Here is a 22989-nt window from a genome sequence, read left to right as displayed (position 1 = left end):
AATGGCGCTGGTACATCGGGGTGTAAAATCGGTACTGGGTTTAGCAACAGCATTAACGGCTTTAGTGTCTGTAAATGCAGCGGCCCAAACAGATAAAGATTATTGGCGCTGGTTTGAAGTTGAAGTTCTGGTCTTCAAACAAACCGCTACCGATCAGTCCGGCGAAAACTTTTCTTTAACCATGCAGCCTATTGCCGTTAATAAAAGTCGGGATTTATTAACGCCTCACTACAGCCAACAAAACCGCTCTCTTCGTAGCGCTCTGCCTGTTTGCGAAGCATTCTCTGAACAAAACTGGCAAATTGATATTGCCTGTCGGTATGACAATGAAGAACAATGGATACCCATTGCCGGTAACCCATTCGCACCGGAACACAGGTTATCTGAAATGGCCTCTACTGAGGTTGTTATTGATGGTCCTGGTGGCGATGTAACGAAGGCCTCGCAACCTTTCCTGATGCCGGCAGATGCGCTCGAACTCTCTCCCATCAGAACCGAACTCGAGCGCAAAGGTCAGGCTAAACCTTTGTTGCACCTTGCCTGGAGGCAACCGGTATTTACCCGGGGTGTCGGTCGTAAAATGCGCTTATTTGGCGGTAAAAATTATGGCAACGACTTTTTCTACAATGGTTTTCCCAAAGAGCAGGAGCAACTCGATACACCGCTGGCCAGTGCTGGCCAGGAGCAGCGCATGGATAAAATCCAACGCCTGTTCGGCGTTATTGAATCCGGCACCGAGCCCTTTATCAGCTCAGGCGATAACATACCGGTCCGCCCACCTCTGACCGCAGCAGGAAACCCTCAGCTTGCCTGGGAGTTTGACGGCTTAATGCATATTTTCCTGGTCGGTAACTATCTGCATATTGACGGTGAATTCAACTTACGCGAACAAGATAAAATTAAACGTATAGCCAACGACTTAGAAACTCAGGCGGCGTATGCCCTTAACGGTGCGAGTAAACAAACACCCTATTTACGTAGCTATTATTTTTCTCAGTTACGGCGAGTTATCAGTCACGAAACACATTACTTTGATCACCCTAAACTCGGGGTAGTCGTTCAAATTCGCCGTACTGACTTATCGGCTCCAAGGTACTAATAAGTTACGAGGCAATTATGGAAAAGTACGAAGAACTGCTACTGGCCTTAAGAAAAGTTATTCGCGCCATCGACTTATACTCTAAGCAGCTAAATAAGTATTCCGGATTAACCGCGCCTCAGTTATTAATTTTGCGTGAAATAAATGCGGCGAACGGCATAACCGCCAGTAAAGTGGCACAAAATATCAATCTAAGCCCGGCAACCGTATCTAATGTCATCGAACGCCTTGAACATCGGCAGTTAATCCACAGACACCGTAGTGAACAAGACAAACGTAGGGTTTCTCTGTACCTCACTGAGCAAGGCCTGACTCTACTGGAAAAAGCGCCACAGCCGTTGCAGGAAGATTTCATCGAAAAGTTTCAGGCACTGGATGAATGGGAGCAGTCGTTGCTGCTCTCGTCGATGCAAAGAATTGCCAATATGATGGATGCGGAACGTCTCGACGCCGCACCCGTACTTGAAGTTGGAAGCTACCATAAAATGGACCACTAACATGCACAAACGACTACTTAGCTTATTACCCGCTCTGCTTTTATCGGGAGCTGCAATTGCAGAAACCTGTGGAAGTGACAAAGAGATTGTTCCTATTTCACAGGTGCAGGGAGACAGTGAGCAGTCTCCAAAGGTTGGTAAGCAAGTAACCGTGCGCGGTATTGTTACCGCAAGCTGGCAGCCGCCTGAACAACTTGGCGGCTTTTTTCTTCACAGTTTGCCCGAAGACATGGATGAGAACCCTGCCACCTCAGAAGGTTTATTTATAGTTACCAACAAGCAGCATTCACAAGTTAATAACGGTGAATGGGTAAGAGTGACAGGACAAGTTGAAGAGCGTTCGGAATTAACCTCGTTAATAGAGGTATCCAATATAACAACCTGTGGTGAAGCAAAAACACTTCCTGCGACAACTGAACTGAAACTCCCGGTTGAATCACTTGACCAGCTTGAAGCCTTAGAAGGTATGCCTGTCATTTTATCCGCTACTAAAGGCGGGAGCCTGACGGTTTCCGGCAATTACAATTACCCTCGCTACGGTTTTTTCGATATTTCCGCAGGGCGCTTATGGACGCCAACTCAAGTCGTTATGCCAGGAAAAGATGCGAAACTTCAGGCACAGGAAAACGAATTGAACCGCTTGCAGGTTGATGACAAAAGCAATGTTATTGAGCCACGTCCACTGCCATTTTCAGAGCTTCAACATGGTGAACAAGGTAGTCTACGTTCGGGTGCAACCCTGAAAAGCTTCTCCGGTATTATCAGCCAGTTCAATAACCGTTATAGAATTCAGCCAACTGACGACCTGGAATTAGCAACACCGTCGGTGCAACCACAGTTGGCGGATAAGTCAGATAATGCCGTACGCATAGCCAGTTTTAATGTGCTGAATTTCTTTAATGGAAACGGTGCTGGTCAGGGTTTCCCTACTCCCAGAGGAGCCGATACTGCTGAGCAAATGCAACGACAGCAGACAAAGATTGTTGCAGCACTAACGGCTATTGATGCTGACGTTATTGGTTTAATGGAAATTGAGAATGACGGATTTGGTGAGCGCAGCGCAATAATGCAACTGGTCAAGGCACTGGAGAAAGCATCAGGGAAAGATTATGCAATAGCTGAGCCGCGTGCAGAAAAAATCGGAACAGACCAAATTACTGTCGGTATTATTTATCAGCCGCAGCGCGTAAAACCAAATTCTCACGCGATATTTACACGTCAGGGGCCTTTCTCCTGGGGAAGCCGCCCTCCTCTTGCACAAAGCTTTATCGACGCAAACACAGGTAAAGAATTCAGTGTTGTGGTAAACCACTTCAAGTCGAAAGGCAGTTGTCCGGAAGACTCCGAAAGCCCAAATAGTAATCAAAATGATGGGCAGGCGTGCTGGAACGACTTAAGACTTCAGTCCTCGCAAGAGTTAATTCAATGGATTCAGAGCGAGTCTTTAGCAAACCCGGTATTATTGGGCGATTTTAACGCTTACTATCAGGAAGACCCGGTGCGTTATTTTGCTGACAATGGTTTTTATAACCCTTCGGGCGCAAAAGACTATTCTTACGTTTATGACAGTCAGGCCGGGGCTTTGGATCACGTTTTTGTTGCAGACTCACTTAAAGACGCGATTCTGGAGGTGTATCACCTACCCTTTAATGCTGACGAACCCCAGCTATATGATTACCGCGATGAGGCGTACTTTGCAGAAGGCCCATTTCGCTCTTCTGACCATGATCCATTAGTACTGGACTTAGTTTTTTCTGGCTCTGGCATGTAGGCATTATCGGTTCCGAAGTGAACCTCGAACTCAACACCAAGCAACCACTGACCGTTACGCTGTTCTGTCATAAGATTGCGAGGCCAGTGGTACCCAACCCAGGTTTCCACAAAAAACCAGTCCCGTAAGTATCGCTGACGATTAAGAAAGCGTAATCCATAGTCCTGAACTGGCACCTCATGGTCAGTATTACCCTCTATCCAGGTTTCTGTCGCCCAGGCTTTTTCCTGTCCATACAAATGATATAAACGCGCAGTACTGTTCCAGCGAACACCGTCTGTTTCTTCTGCGAAGGTACCTTTAGATGCCCAACTTAATAACCATGTGTCAGCTAACGTAGCTTCATAATCCACCCTCTGCGCGACACCAAATCCGTCGCTATCGCGCCAGAAAACCGAAGACTGCGCGCGAATCTGCTGATTACCGGAAAAAACAAAACCTGTCATGTAGCGGGCTCTGGCATAGGTATCAAACCGTAAACCACCACGGATACCTATACTGTAGGACACTCGATGCGCTTCGTTAATTTCGGGAGCAAAACCTAAGCCCACTAGCCACTCTTCGTCTGACTGAGGAGAACGAATAACTGAAGGGCGACCGGTAGAGTCATCATCCAGAAACTCATTTTCATCAACCCGGCCAATGAAAGCTGAAACGTTTTCTTTTAGCTTAGGTAAGGTTACCCGGGCTCTAAAACGCGACTTAACTTCAAAGCCATCGTACTGATCCCATTGCGGCGCAACCGAAAGCCGCCCATATGAACGTTCATATTGATTAATGCTTTCATTTCCGAACAAGCCGTCAAACCAACGCGCGGTTACATCTACCGAGGTTCCAAGCCCGCTGCGGAAACTGTCCAGCCACATACCATCTTCTTCATCAGCTTGCTGAGCTGCTGTAGCTGACTGGCAACCAAGACTAAAAATAAAAGCTAACCAAGTAATCTTTTTCATATTGAACGGTCTATAACTAAACACCACCTTTGGTTGGAGAACACTATGTCGTTTCGCCTTATAATTGTTATTGTCGGTTTGTTAGTATCTTGTTTCAGCATGGCACAGAATAGCGAGCCAACAAAGCAAAAAAATGAAAAAGTCGCGACTTTTGCCGGCGGCTGTTTCTGGTGTGTTGAAGAAGCTTTCGAGAAAATGCCCGGAGTCCGGGAAGTCATTTCTGGCTACAGCGGAGGTGACGAAGTCAACCCGACATACGAAGAGGTTTCAGCAGGTAAAACCGGGCATACGGAAGCAGCCCAGATATACTACAACCCGGATGTCGTAAGCTACGCGGCATTACTTCAGAAGTTATGGCGTATCAGTGACCCGACAGACAACGACGGACAGTTTGTTGACCGTGGTAAACAGTATCGCCCCGCTGTTTTTTATCACAATGATGAACAAAAGCGCATAGCTATGGAGTCGCGCGAATGGCTGGATAAAAATGGACCCTTCCCTGACCCGGTGGTTATTGAAATAACACCCTTTAAGAGCTTCTACAAAGCTGAAGAATACCACCAGGACTATTACGACAAGAACCCCGTTCGCTACCGTATTTATACCTACAACTCGGGGCGTTATGACTTCGTTGAAAAGCATTGGGGCGATACCTCGGACGTTGACTATCAGCAATTTACGAATGACAACCCGACAGGTAAAGCTGAACAGCAAAGCTTCGTTAAACCTAGTGACAGCGAACTGAAAAAACGCCTAACGGATATTCAGTATGCTGTGACTCAGGAAGACCAAACGGAACCCGCCTTCGATAACCGCTACTGGGACAATGATCGCAAGGGTATTTATGTAGATGTAGTAAGTGGTGAGCCACTTTTCTCTTCAGCAGATAAATACGAATCGGGTACCGGTTGGCCAAGTTTTACTAAGCCCATAAGCCCAGACGCGGTAGTAGAAAAAGATGACAGCAGCTGGTTCTACACCCGTACTGAAATTCGCAGCCGCAAAGCAGACTCTCATGTAGGCCACGTTTTTAATGATGGTCCACCGCCTACTGGTTTAAGATACTGCATGAATTCAGCGGCACTGCGCTTTATTCCTTTAGAAAAAATGGAGGAAGAAGGGTACGGCGACTACATTCCTGCAGTCACCGATGATTAGTTAAGCGGTAATAATCAGGCCGTCCAGCCCAGCTCAGTAGCGCGCTGCTGAGCTTGCTTGGGCACATCAGTTGCCACAAAGTGATGATGCAGCACCTGAACACCAAGCATATGGTTGATGACGGCATCAAGCTGCACACGCTCTTCATTCGGAACATTCTCATCCTGATGCCGTTCAAAGGTCCGCACCACTTCGTCGTAGTCAAGCAAACCGGCTGACTTAACTGCCTCAGCATTCAGGAATTGCTCCGCCAGCTTCTCAACAGCTTTCCACTTCTCCGGGTCGGTGTGCGCCGGCGGTGCCATAAAAGCGAACTTTTCCCGTTTATACAGCGTTTCCGGCAACAAGCCTTTCATGGCTTCACGCAACACATATTTTTCTTTATTGCCTTTAATACGCAGGTGCGGCGGCACAGTGAAAGCGTATTCCGCCAAGTGATGATCTAAAAATGCCGGGCGCGCCTCCATTGAATTAGCCATATCCACCCGGTCGCCGCCCCAGGTCAGAATTTGCCCCTCAAGCATGGTTTTAATCCAGACATACTGAGCTCTGTCCAGCGGATGCCGACCATCCAGCATGTCTTTATCAAGCGTGTTGGCAATAGCCAGGCTGGGGTCATAGCCTTCAACCTGTTTTCGCTTGTTCTCCGACATAAGCGGCAGCGCAACCGATGAGCAGGAAAGCCACGGCTGCACACAACTTGGAGTAAAACCCATTTTCTGGTTAAAAGCTTCGCTGACAAACTCTTCGCGAGCCAACATCGCGCCTTTAAAGAGTTTATTGTTTTTCTCCAACAGCTCCTGCCACTCAACCCGCTCTACTTCCGGTAAATGGTCGAGTCCATGCAGGAACATGTCCTTTCTAAAAGCCGGGTAACCGGCAAAGAGTTCATCGGAACCCTCTCCGGTCATCACGACTTTATAGCCGGCTTCATGCACCTCTTTACTCATCAGGTACTTGGCTACGCCCAGCGTGTTGTATATTGTTCGTTCTGTATGCCACAAAGTTTTTACGAAATGGTCGTAAAGGTCATCGGCTTTAAGCCGCATAATGTGGTGATCAGCCTTAGTAGCTTCAGCCATTTCTTCTGCAATAGGTGTTTCATCATAGTCAGCAGAATCGAAACCTATGGTAAAAGCTTTTACCGAGGTTTGGGTTGAGGCGGACGCAAGTCCCAGAATGGCACATGAATCAATGCCACCGGACAAATAGCAACCTACAGGTACGTCAGCTGTCATTCGGTGCTGAACGGCTTCCAGTAGCTTAGCGCGGACCCCTTCAATATAAGATTCCTCGTCAACATCCGCTCCCGGATAGCTCTCTTCCGGCGGAAAATCGACATCCCAGTATTTATGTTCCGTTGCAACCACTTTGCCATTTTTACGCTGCAACTTAACCACATAACCCGGCTGAACCTGATTAATCTCTTCAAAAGCCGTAGAGCCCGGCACCATCACTTGAATCAGTTGGTGGTATAAGCCCTCTGCCGAAAACTCCCGTTTAACGTCCGGGTGAGCAAACAACACTTTCAGCTCAGAGCCAAACACCACGCCATGCTCCGTTTCCGTCCAGTATAAAGGCTTAATTCCAAACCTGTCGCGCACCAGGTACAGGCTTTCATCTTTTGCATCGAATAAGCCGAAAGCGAACTCTCCACGAAGCTCCTTTAGGGTGTCCTCCAGTCCGTAACGCTCAAACAGGTGAAGAACAATTTCAGAGTCGCTTTTACTGTTAAAGCGTGCGCCACGAGCGGTTAAATCCGCGCGTATGCGTTTAAAGTCGTAAAACTCACCGTTGTGAGTCAGCATCAGTCGTTTATCGGCTGATATAAAAGGTTGCCGACCTCGCTTTTCATCCAGGTCGATAATGGATAAACGGGCGTGACTAAATCCTACGCCGTAGTCTTGTTGTACTTCATAACCAAACCCGTCGGGACCACGATGATGCATTATCGCAGCCATATTAACTAAGGTTTGGGGGTCAATCGCTCTTTCCGTTTGATGATGAAAAACGCCAGCAATTCCGCACATTCTTTGCTTTTCCTCGTATCAGACGACATCAATGACGCGTTCAGCTCGCTGTACCATACAGGTCAGCAGCGCCATACGTAAAAACACCGCACCCCGTGCCTGGCTGAAATACCAGTTATGAGGCGTATGGTCGAGATCGGCGGATAATTCTTCACCGCGCGCTAAAGGGTGTAAAATAATCGCGCTGTCTTTTAGCGGAGACTGCGCCGTTAAGTGAAACTCACTGCCATAAGTACTAAAGGTATCACCTTCCCACGAAATCGCGTTGATATAAACCACGTCGAGCTCTGGTAGTACCTGCTCTAAATCCCGGGTCGTACGAATCTTTATTCCGGCTTGCTCAATCTGTTCTCGTTGCTCACTTCCAAACAGCTGAGTCGACGATTCCTCGTCATGAATAATGACAATTTCATCAATTGATTTTGGAAACTTTACTAAACATTTAATAAAACTGCGCACGGTACGCATTTTATTTGGCACACCAATAATGCCAATTTTTATCGGCGCTTTATCGGCTTCGTCCGTCACTAAATCGGGACGCCATTTAAACAGTGCGTACATATCCGTAAGCGCCTGAGTCGGGTGTTCATCTGAACCATTACCCGCATTAATAATAGGAATGCGCAGCGAATCGATCATCTCTTCCAGTGAGGTTTCATTATTGTCCCTCAACACCACGCAGTCACCATAGTTATTAAACATTTCAGCCACATCGGCTAAACGTTCACCTTTGGCTATGCCGGTAGTAGAACGATCAGTAATTGACATAATATCGCCGCCCAGACGGTGCCAGGCGCTTTCAAATGACAGACGAGTACGAGTACTTGGCTCGTAAAACGCGCTGATTAAAATTTTGCCCTGTAATGAGGTACTAAAACGACGAGGGTTAGCCTCGTACTTAGCAGCAAGCCGGAACAGTTGCAGCATCCCCAGCTGCGAAAACTGATCAGCAGACACAACATGCTGATTCGACAAGTTCAGCAAGTAATCACCATCTTCCTGAATTGCTTTTAATAACGCCTTTGGATGAGCATCGCCGCAAACATCGGGGCGCTCTCGTTCAAAGGAGACATCCTTTATAGTCATACAATTACCATATGGTTTTAGAAATAAAATCTTTAATAAAAAGCCCCAGTAACAAAACCGGAGCTAAGCAAGTCATTATTAGCGCCAAAGAAATTAACCACTCAAAAGCCAGTTCACTGATTAGCATTTGACTGCTCCTTCTCATTTAGTGTGTCCCAGTCAAACTTTTCGCTACTGCGTAAAATGCCTACTAGACATATTAGACCGGAAACTGCACATGACACTAAAGCGGCGACATAGAAGCCGACAACAAAATAACTCAGCATACCAAATGCCGTACCGAACCCCATAGCGCACGCCGCGTATGTTCCCGTCAGCCGACGATGATACAGCCCCAGTACTATTGGCCAGATGGTGCTGGCAACAAAAGCTCCGGCAAAATTCAATAGAGCACCTAAGGTTGCAACGCGCGGCAAGCACAATAACCAGGTAACGACTCCTAAGCCTAGAATACAACTGCGATTAAAGCGCATTAATGTTTTGTCGCTGGCTTTAGGTTTCAGTTTTTTATGGAAAATATCCTGCGTGACTAAATCTGAAGTAGCTGCGAGTAACGAGTCCAGGCTGGACGCCAACGCAGAAAAAATAACAATAAAAACAATAATGGCTCCGGCTTTACCGAGTACAGCAGCGGCAACGGTAGGGCCAATCATATCGGGGCTTGGTGGGAAAATTCCCAGCTGAGGCGCTGCTAACGCAATAAACCCGGTAACAATAGGAATGGGCAGCCATAATAAGCCACCAGTTAAGTAAGCCTTGTAAGCCACATTCTTTTTAAAAGACAGCGCCCGTGACCACCAGACATTGGAATGAAAGATTTCCCCAAGGCCGAAGAAGATATTGTTAAACAGAAACATGACGGCAGCCGGAAACAGCATGTCCAAAAGCTGCGGATGCTCACTTGTCAGGTTGCTGTGGATGCTCTCCAGGCCAACATTATCAATTATCCAGTACGCGATAAAACTGACACCGACAATGATGATTAAAGCCTGAATAAAGTCGGTAGCAATAACCGCCCGCATTCCGCCAAAAAGTGTATAGCCGACACAAATTACCAGTATGGTGGTCATGCCTATGTGATAATCGAGCCCACTGAGTGACTCAAGCAAAATACCACCAGCCATACCCAGACTAATTAACCAGCCAAAAGCATAAACCACAGAAATGATGATAAAGACGAGCCAGGCCAGATTGCCATAACGCAAACGCACAAAGTCGCCCGATGTATAACCGTTAGGAAGCAGTTCCTTAATGCGTTTAGCCATAGGTGCAAACAGCACTAAGCCCAGAGCAGCAAAGGAATACCCTACCATGCCCCAAATGCCGAATTGATAGGTTAACTGGGGAGCAACCAGCGTGGTGTTACTGGTAACCCAGGTGGCCATAGCCGTTGCCGCTGCAAACGCAAAACCAACATTCCGCCCTGCCAGAGCAAAGTCCTCGTGGCTGCGGTTCTTCCGCCCCAGCCAATAACCAAAGGCTACCCAGAACACCCCAAACAGGACGATAATCGTGATGCCGGTACTAGTATCCAGTGCGAACTCAGTCATGGCGCTCTTGTCTGGAGTGGATCCATTGCCGATGAAGCAATAATAAGGTTGCTACCAAAGTAATGAAAATAACCAGGCCGACGAAGAATAAAGTCAGAGATTGCCAGAGCGGATAGTGCTCCACCGTTATCTCAATAGTATTGCTGGTATAAATTTGGTTATCAGGACCTTCGGCTCTAGCACGCAAATAATAAGTTCCATTGCTAAAACCGGTAAGTGAAATATCCTGGAAGTCACCTAGTGTAGGAAACTGACGAGTACTCTTGGCAAACTCTGAATTGCTGGCAACTTCAATAGTAACTCTGTTAAGCTCGTCAAAATTCGGAGCGCTAACAGAAACAGTGAAGTAACCTTCTTTTACAACGGAGTCCGGCCCGCTCAGTTTTAACGAGCTCGCATGCGCAGTTGTTGGCAACATTACCAACAAACATAAAGCAAACAAAATATAGCAATAGTTAAAGCCGTTTTTCTGCGTTGTCATTAAAACTTCTGCTCATTAGCATTAGTTGAAATCTCAGGCTAGCAGCAGAATTTTTTAATTTCAACTGTTTAAAATAGTCATCTGTTTACTGTTATTGCTCGTAATCAGTTCAACATATTATTTACTTTTAGTGGTCAGTCATTCAATGCAAAAGTATTTATGCAGTCTCGGTTCAAACCTTGAGCCTGAAACACATTTTCCTCAGGCACAAGTGGCCCTTAAAGCTTTATCCGACGATATACGCTTTTCACGAAACATACCGACTTCACCAGTCGACATGGATACGAATAACGATTTTTTGAACGCCTTATTTATTATTCGCACGCCTATGTCTGCGAATGAATTAAAGCAAAAGTTTAATGCTATCGAAGAGGCTATGGGCCGCGACCGCTCAGACCCACAAAGAAGCTTTAAAGATCGCACCATAGATATTGATATCCTGGGACGGCTTGAAGAGAAACCTCCGGTACCGGAATATTTAACCTCTTTATTACCAGATTTAGGACTCACCTCATGAAAAAAACAGCAGTTATTACAGGCGCCGGACGACGTTTTGGTTTTGAACTGGCCAAATCCTTGCTGACTGAGGGCTACCAGTTATTTGCTCACTACAATAGCTCGCGTGACGGTATTGACGAGCTGGAAGCACTAGGTGCTCAGGGCGTACAAGCAGATTTCACCAACATAGACAGCATTCAGGCCATGGTTCGTACTATTAGCAGCGCTACGGACTCTGTCGATCTATTGGTTAACAACGCTTCCTGTTTTTTCGACAACGAGACCGTTGATAACGACAACAACGCATTAGCTGCGGTATTTCAGGTACACGGAATGGCACCCTATCTGCTTATAAGCGGCTTGCAACGGCAATTAAGCCATTCCGGGAATGGACTAGTTATTAATATTACGGACATCTACGCTGACCGCCCGTCTACCGACTATATTGCTTATTGCGCAGCGAAAGCCGGACTCGCCAACATGACCCAGGCTTTTGCTAAAAGCCTAGCGCCGTCAGTAAGAGTCAACGCCATTCAGCCAGGCCCTATTCTATTTTTACCAGAGCACGATAAAGAACATCGTATGCAGGTGCTGGATGAAACACCATTGCGGGTCGAAGGTGGTTTAGAGCCAATGATAGAAACCGTTCGCTTTTTACGCGACAACCCGTTTATTACGGGCGAGTCCATTAAAGTCGACGGCGGTCGCGGCTTAATGATATAAAAAAACCCGGCACGGTGGCCGGGTTTCAGTTCACTATAGCGACTCTTATTTAAGCATTCCGCGCAATACGTAATGTAAGATACCACCACTTTTGTAGTAGCTCATTTCATTACCAGTATCGATACGGCACTTAACCTCAAACTCGATTTCGCTTCCGTCTTTGCGTTTCGCAACAACTTTCAGCATTTGTCCAGGCTTGAGGTTATCATCAAGGCCTAAAATCGATATCTGCTCTTCGCCAGTCAGCTTGTGTTCTTTAACACCTTCACCTTCAACAAATTGCAGCGGCAGAACGCCCATACCCACCAGGTTAGAACGGTGAATACGTTCATAGCTCTCAGCCAGTACGGCCTTAACACCTAACAGCGTTGTACCTTTGGCAGCCCAGTCACGGCTTGAACCGGTACCATACTCCTTACCGGCCAATACAACCAACGGCGTGTCATTTTCCATATACTTCATGGCGGCATCGTAAATGGCCATTTGCTCGCCAGTTGGAATGTACTTGGTGTAACCACCTTCAACATCATCCAGCATCTGGTTTTTAATACGAATATTGGCAAAAGTACCGCGCATCATGACTTCGTGGTTACCACGACGCGAACCATAAGAGTTAAAGTCTTTAATTTCGACGCCATTTTCCTGCAGATACTTACCTGCTGGCGAATCTGGCTTAATAGAACCTGCCGGTGAAATGTGATCCGTCGTAATTGAGTCCGCAAATACCGCCAACACGTTAGCGTCTTTAATGTCGCTCGGTGCCTGCAGTGGCTTATCAATACCTTCAAAGAACGGCGGATTCTTAACGTAAGTAGAGTCGTCCTGCCAGTTATAGGTATTGCCTTTGGCAACACTAATTGACTGCCATTCTTCATCACCTTCAAAGACTTCTCCGTATTCTTTGCCGAACATCTCGTTATCAACCATTTTCACAGCTTCAGCAATTTCTGAACTGCTAGGCCAAATGTCTTTCAGGAATACACCATTACCGTCAGAGTCTTTACCTAAAGGATCTTTACTCAAGTCAGTACGCGTTGTACCCGACAGCGCGTAGGCAACCACTAGCGGTGGTGACGCCAGCCAGTTCGCTTTAACTTCAGGGTGAACACGGCCTTCAAAGTTACGGTTTCCTGACAACACAGAAGATACCGTCAGGTCACCTTCATTAATGGCTTCCGTTATTTCATCGTCCAGCGGACCAGAGTTACCAATACAGGTAGTACAACCGTAGCCCACTAAGTTAAAGCCAAGTTTATCAAGGTACTCATCTAAACCGGCTTTTGCGAAATAATCAGTAACTACTTTAGAACCCGGAGCCAATGACGATTTCACCCATGGCTTACGAACCAGCCCTTTTTCCACTGCTTTTTTAGCCAGTAAGCCTGCTGCCATCATGACGCTTGGGTTTGACGTATTGGTACAAGAAGTTATAGCAGCGATTACAACATCACCGTGCGATAAGGAATAATCCTTACCTTTAACTTTTACTTCTTTATCTTTTTCGCCCGATTTACCGTTAGTTTCCAGTATCAGATCGAAATTACTGCCAAGCTGCTCCATGTTTACTCGATCCTGCGGGCGTTTCGGACCGGCAAGCGAGGCTGTTACGGTGCTTAAGTCTAATTCCAGCGTATCGGTGTACTCAGGTTCGTTGTCATTGTCGCGCCACAAACCCTGAGCTTTAGAGTATTTCTCAACTAACTCAATAGTTTCTTCATCACGACCTGACAAGCGGAAATAACGCAGGGTTTCATCATCTACCGGGAAGAAACCACAGGTTGCGCCATATTCCGGCGACATATTTGAAATGGTTGCGCGGTCAGCTAATGGTAAGTTGTCCAGACCCGGGCCATAAAACTCAACAAATTTACCTACTACGCCTTTTTCACGCAGCATTTGAGTAACGGTTAATACCAAGTCTGTCGCGGTTACACCTTCTTTCAGCGCGCCGGTCATACGGAAGCCGACAACCTCTGGTATCAACATAGAAACCGGTTGACCTAGCATTGCAGCTTCGGCTTCAATACCGCCAACACCCCAACCTAATACGCCAATACCGTTGATCATGGTGGTGTGCGAGTCGGTGCCAACCAAAGTATCAGGATAAGCAAAGGTTTTGCCGTCTTCTTCCTTCGTCCAGACACTCTTACCTAAATACTCCAGATTCACCTGGTGGCAAATACCGGTACCCGGCGGCACTACGCGGAAGTTTTCAAAGGCACCCTGCCCCCATTTCAGGAACTCATAACGCTCTTTGTTACGTTCCATCTCAAAGCGGACGTTTTCCTTAAATGCACCCTCGGTTGCGTATTTGTCTACCATTACCGAGTGGTCAATGACCAGGTCGACAGGCGACAACGGGTTAATGACTTCAGGGTCATGCCCGGCTTTCGCCACGGCATCACGCATTGCCGCCAAATCGACAATACCCGGAACACCGGTGAAGTCCTGCATCAGAACCCGCGCAGGGCGGTACTGAATTTCACGGTCAATTTTTTTCTTCTTCGACCAGTCGACCATGGCTTGCAAATCGTCTTTCGTGACGGTTTCGCCATCTTCATTACGCAATAGGTTTTCGAGTAAAACCTTCATTGAAGCAGGAAGTTTAGAAATGTCTCCTAAGGCTTCTTCTGCTTTAGGCAGGCTATAATAATGAAAGGTTTTTCCTTTAACATCTAACGAACTTAAGGTTTTCAGACTGTCTTTGCCTGACATAGATTCTCTCCCATTCGCTTCCAAAGCGTCGTTGTGAACTAAACGGTTTCTTAAATATAGACAAACAGAACCGTTTCAGCCATCAAATGTGTATATTGATGAAAACATAAATCAAAAGTTTGTGCCAATTAACTGCTGGTTAAGTAGTCAGTTAAGCAACTATTTTTATTATAAATTGTGTTTATATTACATAGTCTGTAAAAAGTGTTTAAGATCAATCAGACATCAGTCTTAGCGAATAAAATAAGGATATAATGGATGAGTCAGGTACTCGATGATTTACTCAACCTGCTGACCCTGGAAAGCATTGAGGACGGTCTTTACCGTGGACAAAGTCAGGATTTAGGCTTTGGCGCAGTTTTTGGTGGTCAGGTTATTGGACAGGCGCTGTCGGCGGCTAAAGAAACTTTACCTCAGGAGCGAGTGTGCCATTCGTTTCACAGTTACTTTTTACGTCCGGGTGACGCCAAAAAACCCATTGTTTATGACGTTGAAACCATACGCGACGGTAAAAGTTTTTCAGCACGCAGAGTCAAAGCCATACAGTATGGTAAACCCATTTTCTACATGACTGCGTCTTTCCAGCAACAGGAACAAGGCTTTGAGCATCAGGACACCATGCCTGAAGTGCCCGGTCCAGAAGGCTTAGTTTCAGACTTGGATATTTATCGTGAACACGAAGAGTTAATACCGGCACCATTACGCAAAAAGTTCATTTGCGACAAGCCCATAGAAATGCGCTTTGTTACCCCATATAACCCATTTAAACCTGAAAAAGACGAGCCTCGCCGTTATGTCTGGTTCAGAGCTAACGGCAACATGCCGGACGATCAGCGTGTGCACAAATACTTGCTGGCTTATGCGTCAGACTTTAACTTTTTACCGACAGCACTGCAGCCTCATGGCGTTAGCTTTGCTCAACCCCATATGCAGGTTGCAACCGTTGATCATGCCATGTGGTTCCATCGCGATTTCCGTATGGATGACTGGCTGCTCTACGCAATAGATAGCCCTTCTGCCAGTGGTCAGCGCGGTTTAGTTCGTGGGCAAATATTCACACGTGACGGCGTATTGGTTGCCTCAACAATTCAGGAAGGTGTTATACGGGACCGCGGTTAAACGCGATCCCGATATTAGGGCGTATTGACGTTTACTGATTAGGTCAGAGAAACAAAGAAACCGGCAATTGCAGCACTCATCATGTTTGCCAAAGTCGCTGCTAATAAAGCCCGCATACCTAAACGAGCAATGTCATGGCGTCGGCTGGGCGCCATACCGCCTAACCCGCCCAGCAAAATAGCAATAGACGAAAAGTTCGCAAACCCGCAAAGCACAAAGGTAATGATAACCTGCGAGTTTTCACTTAACTGATCTTTGTAATTGACAAAATCGAGGTAGGCGACAAATTCATTAATAACCAGCTTCTGACCAATAAAGCTTCCCGCCAGGTTAGCTTCATCCCAACTGACCCCTAATACATAGGCAACGGGCTGAAATACATAACCAAAAATTTGCTGTAAGGTGATTTCAGAATACCCAAACCAACCGCCAACCCAGCCAAAAATACCGTTAACCAGTGCAATAAGCGCAACGAAGGCTAACAACATAGCACCAACGTTCATGGCTAATTGCAGACCGCTCGACGCGCCCGTAGCCGCGGCATCAATCACGTTTGCAGAATTGTCTTCTACTTCCACTTCTTCTAAATCGTTACGCGGTTTCTCGCACTCGGGAATCATCATCTTCGCCATGAGGAAACCACCGGGAGCTGCCATAAAGCTTGCGGCGATCAGGTATTTCAACTCAACTCCAACACCGGCGTAACCCGCTAAAACTGAACCGGACACCGACGCCATTCCCCCCACCATCACGGCAAAAAGCTCAGAACGGGTCATCGTTCCGATAAATGGCCGCACCATCATAGGTGCTTCGGTCTGTCCGACAAAAATATTAGCAGCGGCGGACATGGACTCCGGACGGCTGGTACCCAGCAGCTTTTGCAGACCACCACCAAGAATACGGATGACCCATTTCATAATGCCTAAGTAGTACAGAACCGAAATGAGTGAAGAGAAGAATACAATAACGGACAGGACTTGAATGGCAAAAACGAAACCAAATTCTTCAGACGCCAGGCTGCCAAACAGAAAGTTTATACCGGCTTGGGTGTAACCTATGACCGCCGAGACACCTTGCGCAAAACCGAACAGTAACTCTCGCCCAATAGGCACGTAAAGCACAAACCCAGCCAGTACGACTTGAATACCAAAAGCGCCGATAACAGTACGCCAGCGAATGGCTTTACGGTTCGTTGAAACTAAATAAGCAACAATAAAAATGACGGCAACGCCGAGAATACTATTCATAAAAGAACCAATTTTATTCCGCCAGCAACTGACGTATTTTTGTTTTTATAATATCAATGGCGATTTCGTTTTGACCACCGCGAGTGACAACGAGATCAGCAAACTGCTTAGACGGGAATATAAAGTCAAAGAATGCGGGACGAACATACTGCTCATATTGTTCAGTAACCGACTGCAACGTACGTCCACGCTCTTCAATATCGCGCTTGATACGGCGCAGCAGGCAAATATCCAATGGCGTGTCCATAAATACCGAGATATCAAACTGTTCACGTAACTTTTCGTCGGTTAACAGCAAAATACCCTCAACCATTACGACTTTTGCCGGAGCAACCCGTATAGATTTTTCCAGGCGGGTATGCGTAGTATGACTGTACTGTGGCATATCGACCGCTTCACCGGCCTTTAACTGCCGTAAATGTTGCATCAGCAAATCATGTTCAAAAGCAGCAGGTTGATCATAGTTAGTTAACACCCGCTGCTCCATGGTCATATGACTCTGGTCACGGTAGTAAGCGTCTTCGGCCAGAATAGCAATGCCGTCAGTTCCTAATTCAGCCACTAACTCCTGATACACCGTGGAGGCAAACAGACTTTTTCCCGACGCTGAGGCGCCAGCTATCGCTATAACTGTTATTTTACTCACAAGCTTCCGTTTCTAATTGCTGCAAACCGCGCGCAATTATCCTTGATTGTCTGCGTAATTAAAAGACTTGACTGACACCTTTATTGTCATAACTTTGGCCGATAATCCCTCATATGTTTAATTTCGTTACAATTTAGCCTGAACATAAGCATGCATATCAGTGCCCCCTCTCTTATAGTAAGTTCGCTAAATAAAAAAATAATCCAGGAACCACTATGAAAATGATGAAAACTTTAACCGCCGTTGCTGTAGCAACTGTGTTACTAGGCGGTTGTCAGACAACTCAGTTAGCTAATAACGGGCAGGATGTCAGCCAGTCACAATTTCCCGAAGTAAAGGTCAACTACGAGACATTTACATTGGATAACGGTTTAACGGTTGTTGTTCATGAAGATCGCAAAGCGCCTATCGTTGCGGTTAATGTTTGGTACGCCGTTGGCTCTAAAGACGAAAAAATGGGCCAAACGGGTTTTGCCCACTTATTTGAGCACTTAATGTTTAACGGTACCGAAAACTACGATGACGAGTACTTCGGTCCTTTTGAACGCGCTGGTGCAACAGAAATGAACGGCACCACCAACAATGACCGTACCAACTATTTTGAAAATGTTCCTACACCGGCATTGGATATGGCCTTGTGGATGGAGTCTGATCGTATGGGCCATCTGTTAGGAGCCATAACTCAAGACAAACTAGACGAGCAGCGCGGCGTTGTGCAAAACGAAAAGCGCCAGGGTGAAGCTCAGCCGTATGGTAAGGCCTGGAGTTATATCGCCGAACAGACCTTCCCCGAAGGACATCCGTACTCATGGTCGGTTATTGGCTCTATGGAAGACTTGAACGCAGCTTCTCTGGACGACGTTCACCAATGGTTTGAGGATTACTACGGTGCAGCTAACGCAGTTTTGGTTTTAGCCGGTGATATTGATGTTGAAACCGCGAAAGAAAAAGTGACCAAATACTTTGCTGATATTGGTCCTGGTAAACCACTGCAAAAACAGGAAGCCTGGGTTGCTAAACGCGATGAGCAAAAACGCTCGACTATGGAAGATCGTGTTCCGGCCCCACGGATTTATAAGGTATGGAATACCGCACAAATGGGGACTGCCGACTCCGAATACCTTAACCTGTTGGCGGACATTCTGGCTAACGGTAAAAACTCACGACTTTATGAACGCTTAGTTTATAACGAACAAATTGCCAGCTCTGTTGGTGCCTTCCAATATGGTCGCAAACTCTCTGGTCAATTCTTTATTACGGCTGATGCCAAACCAGGTGTTGAGCTTGAGCAAATTGAAAAAATTATTGATGAAGAGCTTGAGCGTTTAATTACGGAAGGTCCAACGGCGGCAGAATTGCAACGCACCAAATTCAGCACCACAGCTGACTTTGTTCGTCGCGCTGAAAAAGTTGGCGGCTTTGGTGGTAAATCTGACATTCTGGCTTCGGGAGCGGTTTACCATGATAACCCCGGCTTCTACCAACAAGAGATGGAATGGACAAAACAAGCTTCCGTCAATGACCTACAAAATGCGGCAGAACAATGGTTAAGCTCTGGTGACTTTGTGCTTAATGTTGTACCACAACCTGAATATATTACCCAGGAAACTAATGCCGATCGCTCACAATTACCTGACGTTGGCGACTTGCCACAGCTAGAATTGCCTGAAGTTAAAACTTTCACCTTATCTAATGGTTTAGAAGTTTATCTGGCTCAACGTAGCGATACGCCAACCATTGAAATGAGTCTGGTCTTTGACAGTGGTTATGCTTCGGATGTTGGCGGCAAACTCGGAACAGCAAGTTACACCATGTCGATGCTAAAAGAAGGCACTGAAAACCTAAGCGCACTGGAATTAAATGAGCGTTTAGAGTCTTTAGGAACCAACTTAAATGCGTCAGCCAGCCTCGATAGTTCACGCATTAGTATGGATACACTTAGTGTAAACTTTGCCGAGAGCTTAGCACTGATGAATGATGTGCTGCAGAATCCGGCTTTTTCTGACGAAGAAATTGAACGCAAGCGTTCAAACTGGATAGAAGGCATTCGCAAGGAAGAAGCTCGCCCTCAAACTCAAGCTTTACGCGTGTTGCCCGGCTTAATGTTTGGGGAAGGACACGCTTACAGCCAGCCATTAACTGGCTCAGGTACTCCTGAATCCATTAAGTCATTAACTCGTGAAGACTTAGTCCAGCACGCTCAAACCTGGTTACGCCCGGACAACGCAAAACTGGTGATTGTGGGTGATACCAACGTTGAACAAGCTCAATCTTTATTAGAAGAGCAGTTTGCCAGCTGGCAGGCTCCGGCTTCTGATAAACCAGAAAAGACTCTTGATACTTCGATGGCATCTGAAACCAGTCGCGTATTCCTGATTGATAAACCAGGAAACCCTCAGTCAGTGATAATAGCGGGTCAGTTGGCTCCTTCTGGCCAAGTCGACAATGCTGATACTATTGACGTAATGAACACCATTCTTGGCGGCAGTTTCACCAGTCGTCTGAACATGAACTTACGTGAAGACAAAGGCTGGTCTTATGGTGCTCGCTCTATTTGGTTAGATAACGAAGGCCCAGGGTTACTAATTGCACTGGCTCCGGTTCAAACCGATAAAACTAAAGAGTCGATTCAGGAAATTATGAAAGAATTTACTCAATACGAAGGTGACAAACCAGCAACCGCAGACGAGCTGGCAAAAGTAAAAGCCAACAAAACAGCTAAATTACCTGGCGCCTACGAAACCAAAGGCAGCTTGCTGAACGGTTTAGTCAGCACCTTTAATAAAGGCAAAGATGTTGAGTATCTCGAGAACTATGGTCAGCGCATAAACGCCATTACGCTTAACGATATTCAGGATAATGCGGACAAGGTTCTAAAACCTGACGCTATGACCTGGGTTATCGTTGGTGACCTGGCTGAAATTGAAGAAAAAGTACGTTCACTGAATTTAGGTGAGGTAACTATTCTAAAAGAAAGCGACGTGAAGTAACATCGTCTCCCCCAGTCTTTCTGACTGGGGGAATTTCTCTCTCATTACTCACCAAATAATTGCTCTGCGCGACTATGAAGGATCCAGCTGGTTAAAATATACTTATCATTTGATACAGGTATTCTGCCTCTATGCGTGTGAGTAAAGTAAGCTGGCGCTATAACCATTTGACCCGCTTGGGGTTTTAGCGACCGTTCCTGATAATAAAAGTCCGTTTCGCCACCTTCGTCTACATCGTTTAAGTAATACATAAACAACAGAGCCCGATGCAATGGCTCCGTTGAGCCTTTCTGAGGATACGCTTCGCAGTGCCAGTAATTATAATTTCCTTCACCTTTTCGATAACGCTGCATTTGTATTGCACCAACCCGAAACAGCTTTTGCATAATTGCCATTTCGTTGCCTTTCGCTATCTCATCAAAATTATCATGTGTTAAAGCGGCTGGCTGCTGAGTTTTAGGGTGCTGCAACGTTAGCGCGACTGGCGCTATCAAGGCAAAATGATATTTTTTAAAATACTCCAACGCATATCGGGCTGTGATTTTCTGTATTTCCAGCAGCAGCTTCTGGTACTCCGGGTGAGCGTTCAATGCTAAGTCCGTACTCGACTTTTTACTCACATCAACACCACCTCCGGTACGCCCCTGAAAGGTATGCCGTGACTTTTCGAAAACTGTGATGAGCTGCTGGCACAATTCGGAGGATAAGGCATTATCATAGGTTTCGATAAAATCATTCATAAACATGACTCTTTCTAATTGCTATACGTTTGGCCGAGATAACATGCTAAAAAATTAATTCAATACGCGACTGACTTCCGGCGATGGCTTACCAATGTAATAGCCCTGTAAGTACTCAATTTGCTGGTCACACAAGTAGCTATTTACTTCTTTATTTTCAACAAATTCAGCCACGATAGGAATATGTAATTCCTTACAGATACTGATCAGGCCATTCAGAATACTGGCACTTGTCGGGTCATGTAATACGTTTTGAACTATGCTGCCATCAATCTTCAAATAATCCGGACGAAGACTTATAAGGCGCGAGAAGTTTGAATAACCGACGCCAAAATCATCTATCGCAATTTGTCCGCCTAAACGTCTGACATCTCTGGCAAAAGCCTGAACCTTGGTAAAATCTTCTGTAGATTCGGTTTCCGTAATTTCGAAAATAAGCTGCGCTTTTTTATGCTCTGACAGCACATAATGAATAAAACTGACCGTCTCTTCATTCAAAATATCTTCGATGGAGACATTCACGGATATTGCGACCTGGTATTGCTCGGACGTGAGCACCGCCTGTTCAATAACAGAGCGGGTAATTTCACAATAATAACGTGTTGTTTTTGCCTCGTCTAAAAACAGCCCTGGCACTAAATCCTTATTGTTATCTCTTAACCGGACCAGCGCCTCGTAATAGCTGGGCTGATTTTTGTTCGTACTTTGAATGGGCTGGTAGTAATTGACAAAGCGATGATCAACCAGCGCTGACTGAATTTTAGGAAGCCAGTTCACTTTATTCTCGTCAAGCAACTCACGTTCATAAACCACTTCCACCTTGTAGCCGGAGTAAATGGCTTTCGCTTTCGACAAGGCGCTTTCCGCAAGCTGTAACTGCTTTTTACGCCCAACACCCATGCCTATGGCAACATCCAGAGTGACATCACTATTTTCTACTTTGAGTTTGTGTAACGACAACGCATTGTAAAAGCTAAGCAATTGTCTCTCGAATAAACTGGGGATCATTCTGAAATCTGGAATTAACGCAAATTTATCACCATGCAAACGGTAAATATTGATGTGTTTAGTTCGCAAAAATGCCGAAGCCCAGTCACTAAATTCACGCAGTAACGCATCACCAAATTCTAAACCGTAGAAGTCGGCGTAACTTCGAAACTTACGAATATCCAGTACGGCAAGGCATTGAGCCCCTACCTGTTTAAGGTCGTTGAGCAAGTCTATTCGGGTAGGAAGAGCGGTAACCTGATCAAAGCGGGCTTCCTGTAGTAATTCATCTAGGTGAATCTCTCGTGAGATATCCTGAAACAACAATATTTGCTCAGCTAAAAAGCCATCAGTTTCGTATAAGGGAATTGCAATACAGCGACACCAGCGCCTGCGGTTGGTACTTGTCAGGCAAAGTCGTCCATTCCAGACTTCACCATTAGCGGCAGCTTGATTTATCTCGCCAGTCACATCGTTGCGACTATCAATGTGGAGAAACTCAGAAAATGCGGTTGTGCGCTTTAAGTAGTGAACTCCTAACAATTTATGCAGAGATTCACTCATCCAGCGAATATTACCGTCCGGCGACAAGCGCGCACATATTGCAGCAGACTCTAACGTATTTATATACTGCTTTAATAAAAATGGATTACGCATCAATGCCTGCTCAGTCAAGATCAACAAATTAGATGTTACTTT

At 46.0% G+C, this 22989-nt stretch carries 19 protein-coding genes; 8 read left to right on the top strand and 11 right to left on the bottom strand.

Features of this window, described 5'->3' with window-relative positions:
* The first annotated feature begins 1 nt into the window (after position 1).
* From ACP7H9_RS00520 to ACP7H9_RS00510, 3 genes are read left to right on the top strand one after another with little or no spacing between them, the layout of a single operon-like run.
* The gene (locus ACP7H9_RS00520; protein WP_439222056.1) at positions 2–1099 is read left to right on the top strand and encodes a peptidoglycan binding protein CsiV; all 1098 of its coding nucleotides are present in this window, start codon (positions 2–4) and stop codon (positions 1097–1099) included.
* A gap of 17 nt (positions 1100–1116) precedes the next feature.
* Positions 1117–1596: a MarR family winged helix-turn-helix transcriptional regulator gene (locus tag ACP7H9_RS00515; RefSeq protein WP_439222055.1), complete on the top strand. Its 480-nt coding sequence runs from the start codon at positions 1117–1119 to the stop codon at positions 1594–1596.
* 1 nt (position 1597) lies between these two features.
* Positions 1598–3367, top strand: a complete 1770-nt coding sequence (locus tag ACP7H9_RS00510) for an ExeM/NucH family extracellular endonuclease (RefSeq protein ID WP_439222054.1) — start codon at positions 1598–1600, stop codon at positions 3365–3367.
* On the opposite strand, the gene ACP7H9_RS00505 is transcribed toward ACP7H9_RS00510, so the two are convergent.
* Positions 3271–4320, bottom strand: a complete 1050-nt coding sequence (locus ACP7H9_RS00505) for a hypothetical protein (protein WP_439222053.1) — start codon at positions 4318–4320, stop codon at positions 3271–3273. The genes ACP7H9_RS00510 and ACP7H9_RS00505 overlap by 97 nt on opposite strands.
* Positions 4321–4365: 45 nt before the next feature.
* Here ACP7H9_RS00505 and msrB point away from each other — a divergent pair, with 45 nt between their 5' ends.
* Positions 4366–5478, top strand: a complete 1113-nt coding sequence (gene msrB / locus ACP7H9_RS00500) for a peptide-methionine (R)-S-oxide reductase MsrB (protein WP_439222052.1) — start codon at positions 4366–4368, stop codon at positions 5476–5478.
* 14 nt (positions 5479–5492) lie between these two features.
* Here msrB and asnB read toward each other — a convergent pair whose 3' ends face one another.
* Genes asnB through ACP7H9_RS00475 form a run of 5 tightly spaced genes read right to left on the bottom strand, consistent with a single transcriptional unit; the run spans position 5493 to position 10625 of the window.
* The gene (gene asnB / locus ACP7H9_RS00495; RefSeq protein WP_439222051.1) at positions 5493–7508 is read right to left on the bottom strand and encodes an asparagine synthase (glutamine-hydrolyzing); all 2016 of its coding nucleotides are present in this window, start codon (positions 7506–7508) and stop codon (positions 5493–5495) included.
* 18 nt (positions 7509–7526) lie between these two features.
* Entirely contained in the window at positions 7527–8594 is a 1068-nt protein-coding gene (locus tag ACP7H9_RS00490) for an aspartate/ornithine carbamoyltransferase family protein (RefSeq protein WP_439222050.1), read from the bottom strand.
* Between the two features lie 4 nt (positions 8595–8598).
* The gene (locus tag ACP7H9_RS00485; protein ID WP_255801631.1) at positions 8599–8721 is read right to left on the bottom strand and encodes a hypothetical protein; all 123 of its coding nucleotides are present in this window, start codon (positions 8719–8721) and stop codon (positions 8599–8601) included.
* Positions 8708–10144: a sodium:solute symporter family protein gene (locus ACP7H9_RS00480; protein ID WP_439222049.1), complete on the bottom strand. Its 1437-nt coding sequence runs from the start codon at positions 10142–10144 to the stop codon at positions 8708–8710. The genes ACP7H9_RS00485 and ACP7H9_RS00480 overlap by 14 nt, the downstream gene beginning before the upstream one ends.
* Positions 10137–10625: a hypothetical protein gene (locus ACP7H9_RS00475; protein WP_439222048.1), complete on the bottom strand. Its 489-nt coding sequence runs from the start codon at positions 10623–10625 to the stop codon at positions 10137–10139. The genes ACP7H9_RS00480 and ACP7H9_RS00475 overlap by 8 nt, the downstream gene beginning before the upstream one ends.
* A 145-nt stretch (positions 10626–10770) precedes the next feature.
* Here ACP7H9_RS00475 and folK point away from each other — a divergent pair, with 145 nt between their 5' ends.
* Positions 10771–11142: a 2-amino-4-hydroxy-6-hydroxymethyldihydropteridine diphosphokinase gene (gene folK / locus ACP7H9_RS00470; RefSeq protein WP_011234773.1), complete on the top strand. Its 372-nt coding sequence runs from the start codon at positions 10771–10773 to the stop codon at positions 11140–11142.
* The gene (locus tag ACP7H9_RS00465; protein ID WP_439222047.1) at positions 11139–11846 is read left to right on the top strand and encodes an SDR family NAD(P)-dependent oxidoreductase; all 708 of its coding nucleotides are present in this window, start codon (positions 11139–11141) and stop codon (positions 11844–11846) included. Before folK ends, ACP7H9_RS00465 begins: the two co-directional genes overlap by 4 nt.
* A gap of 45 nt (positions 11847–11891) precedes the next feature.
* Here the strand turns inward: ACP7H9_RS00465 and acnA are convergent, their stop codons facing one another.
* On the bottom strand, positions 11892–14561 hold the full coding sequence (gene acnA, locus ACP7H9_RS00460; protein ID WP_439222046.1) for an aconitate hydratase AcnA: 2670 nt from the start codon (positions 14559–14561) through the stop codon (positions 11892–11894).
* Positions 14562–14819: 258 nt separating this feature from the next.
* Here acnA and tesB point away from each other — a divergent pair, with 258 nt between their 5' ends.
* Positions 14820–15680 (top strand): acyl-CoA thioesterase II, encoded by an 861-nt coding sequence (gene tesB / locus ACP7H9_RS00455; RefSeq protein ID WP_439222045.1) that lies wholly within the window; start codon positions 14820–14822, stop codon positions 15678–15680.
* Between the two features lie 38 nt (positions 15681–15718).
* On the opposite strand, the gene ACP7H9_RS00450 is transcribed toward tesB, so the two are convergent.
* Positions 15719–16927: a NupC/NupG family nucleoside CNT transporter gene (locus ACP7H9_RS00450; RefSeq protein WP_273025150.1), complete on the bottom strand. Its 1209-nt coding sequence runs from the start codon at positions 16925–16927 to the stop codon at positions 15719–15721.
* A gap of 13 nt (positions 16928–16940) precedes the next feature.
* Positions 16941–17573 (bottom strand): uridine kinase, encoded by a 633-nt coding sequence (gene udk, locus ACP7H9_RS00445; RefSeq protein ID WP_011234778.1) that lies wholly within the window; start codon positions 17571–17573, stop codon positions 16941–16943.
* 215 nt (positions 17574–17788) lie between these two features.
* On the opposite strand from udk, the gene ACP7H9_RS00440 reads away from it, so the two are divergent.
* Entirely contained in the window at positions 17789–20563 is a 2775-nt protein-coding gene (locus ACP7H9_RS00440; protein ID WP_114981195.1) for a M16 family metallopeptidase, read from the top strand.
* A 44-nt stretch (positions 20564–20607) separates the two neighbouring features.
* Here the strand turns inward: ACP7H9_RS00440 and ACP7H9_RS00435 are convergent, their stop codons facing one another.
* The gene (locus tag ACP7H9_RS00435) at positions 20608–21303 is read right to left on the bottom strand and encodes a 2OG-Fe(II) oxygenase (RefSeq protein ID WP_439222044.1); all 696 of its coding nucleotides are present in this window, start codon (positions 21301–21303) and stop codon (positions 20608–20610) included.
* A gap of 54 nt (positions 21304–21357) precedes the next feature.
* On the bottom strand, positions 21358–22947 hold the full coding sequence (locus tag ACP7H9_RS00430) for an EAL domain-containing protein (protein ID WP_439222043.1): 1590 nt from the start codon (positions 22945–22947) through the stop codon (positions 21358–21360).
* Positions 22948–22989 lie beyond the last annotated feature (42 nt).

The organism is Idiomarina sp. ST20R2A10, assembly GCF_051842345.1.
Taxonomy (GTDB): Bacteria; Pseudomonadota; Gammaproteobacteria; order Enterobacterales; family Alteromonadaceae; genus Idiomarina; species Idiomarina loihiensis.
The sequence above is the reverse complement of the archived record's forward strand: the minus strand, read 5'-3'. Positions and strand labels throughout refer to the sequence as shown.

What these genes read in the sequence shown, in the direction of transcription:
- ACP7H9_RS00520 (WP_439222056.1), top strand. Translation starts at nt 2, where the DNA reads ATGGCGCTGGTACATCGGGGTGTAAAATCGGTACTGGGTTTAGCAACA.
- ACP7H9_RS00515 (WP_439222055.1), top strand. Translation starts at nt 1,117, where the DNA reads ATGGAAAAGTACGAAGAACTGCTACTGGCCTTAAGAAAAGTTATTCGC.
- ACP7H9_RS00510 (WP_439222054.1), top strand. Translation starts at nt 1,598, where the DNA reads ATGCACAAACGACTACTTAGCTTATTACCCGCTCTGCTTTTATCGGGA.
- ACP7H9_RS00505 (WP_439222053.1), bottom strand. Translation starts at nt 4,320, where the DNA reads ATGAAAAAGATTACTTGGTTAGCTTTTATTTTTAGTCTTGGTTGCCAG.
- msrB (WP_439222052.1), top strand. Translation starts at nt 4,366, where the DNA reads ATGTCGTTTCGCCTTATAATTGTTATTGTCGGTTTGTTAGTATCTTGT.
- asnB (WP_439222051.1), bottom strand. Translation starts at nt 7,508, where the DNA reads ATGTGCGGAATTGCTGGCGTTTTTCATCATCAAACGGAAAGAGCGATT.
- ACP7H9_RS00490 (WP_439222050.1), bottom strand. Translation starts at nt 8,594, where the DNA reads ATGACTATAAAGGATGTCTCCTTTGAACGAGAGCGCCCCGATGTTTGC.
- ACP7H9_RS00485 (WP_255801631.1), bottom strand. Translation starts at nt 8,721, where the DNA reads ATGCTAATCAGTGAACTGGCTTTTGAGTGGTTAATTTCTTTGGCGCTA.
- ACP7H9_RS00480 (WP_439222049.1), bottom strand. Translation starts at nt 10,144, where the DNA reads ATGACTGAGTTCGCACTGGATACTAGTACCGGCATCACGATTATCGTC.
- ACP7H9_RS00475 (WP_439222048.1), bottom strand. Translation starts at nt 10,625, where the DNA reads ATGACAACGCAGAAAAACGGCTTTAACTATTGCTATATTTTGTTTGCT.
- folK (WP_011234773.1), top strand. Translation starts at nt 10,771, where the DNA reads ATGCAAAAGTATTTATGCAGTCTCGGTTCAAACCTTGAGCCTGAAACA.
- ACP7H9_RS00465 (WP_439222047.1), top strand. Translation starts at nt 11,139, where the DNA reads ATGAAAAAAACAGCAGTTATTACAGGCGCCGGACGACGTTTTGGTTTT.
- acnA (WP_439222046.1), bottom strand. Translation starts at nt 14,561, where the DNA reads ATGTCAGGCAAAGACAGTCTGAAAACCTTAAGTTCGTTAGATGTTAAA.
- tesB (WP_439222045.1), top strand. Translation starts at nt 14,820, where the DNA reads ATGAGTCAGGTACTCGATGATTTACTCAACCTGCTGACCCTGGAAAGC.
- ACP7H9_RS00450 (WP_273025150.1), bottom strand. Translation starts at nt 16,927, where the DNA reads ATGAATAGTATTCTCGGCGTTGCCGTCATTTTTATTGTTGCTTATTTA.
- ACP7H9_RS00440 (WP_114981195.1), top strand. Translation starts at nt 17,789, where the DNA reads ATGAAAATGATGAAAACTTTAACCGCCGTTGCTGTAGCAACTGTGTTA.
- ACP7H9_RS00435 (WP_439222044.1), bottom strand. Translation starts at nt 21,303, where the DNA reads ATGAATGATTTTATCGAAACCTATGATAATGCCTTATCCTCCGAATTG.
- ACP7H9_RS00430 (WP_439222043.1), bottom strand. Translation starts at nt 22,947, where the DNA reads ATGCGTAATCCATTTTTATTAAAGCAGTATATAAATACGTTAGAGTCT.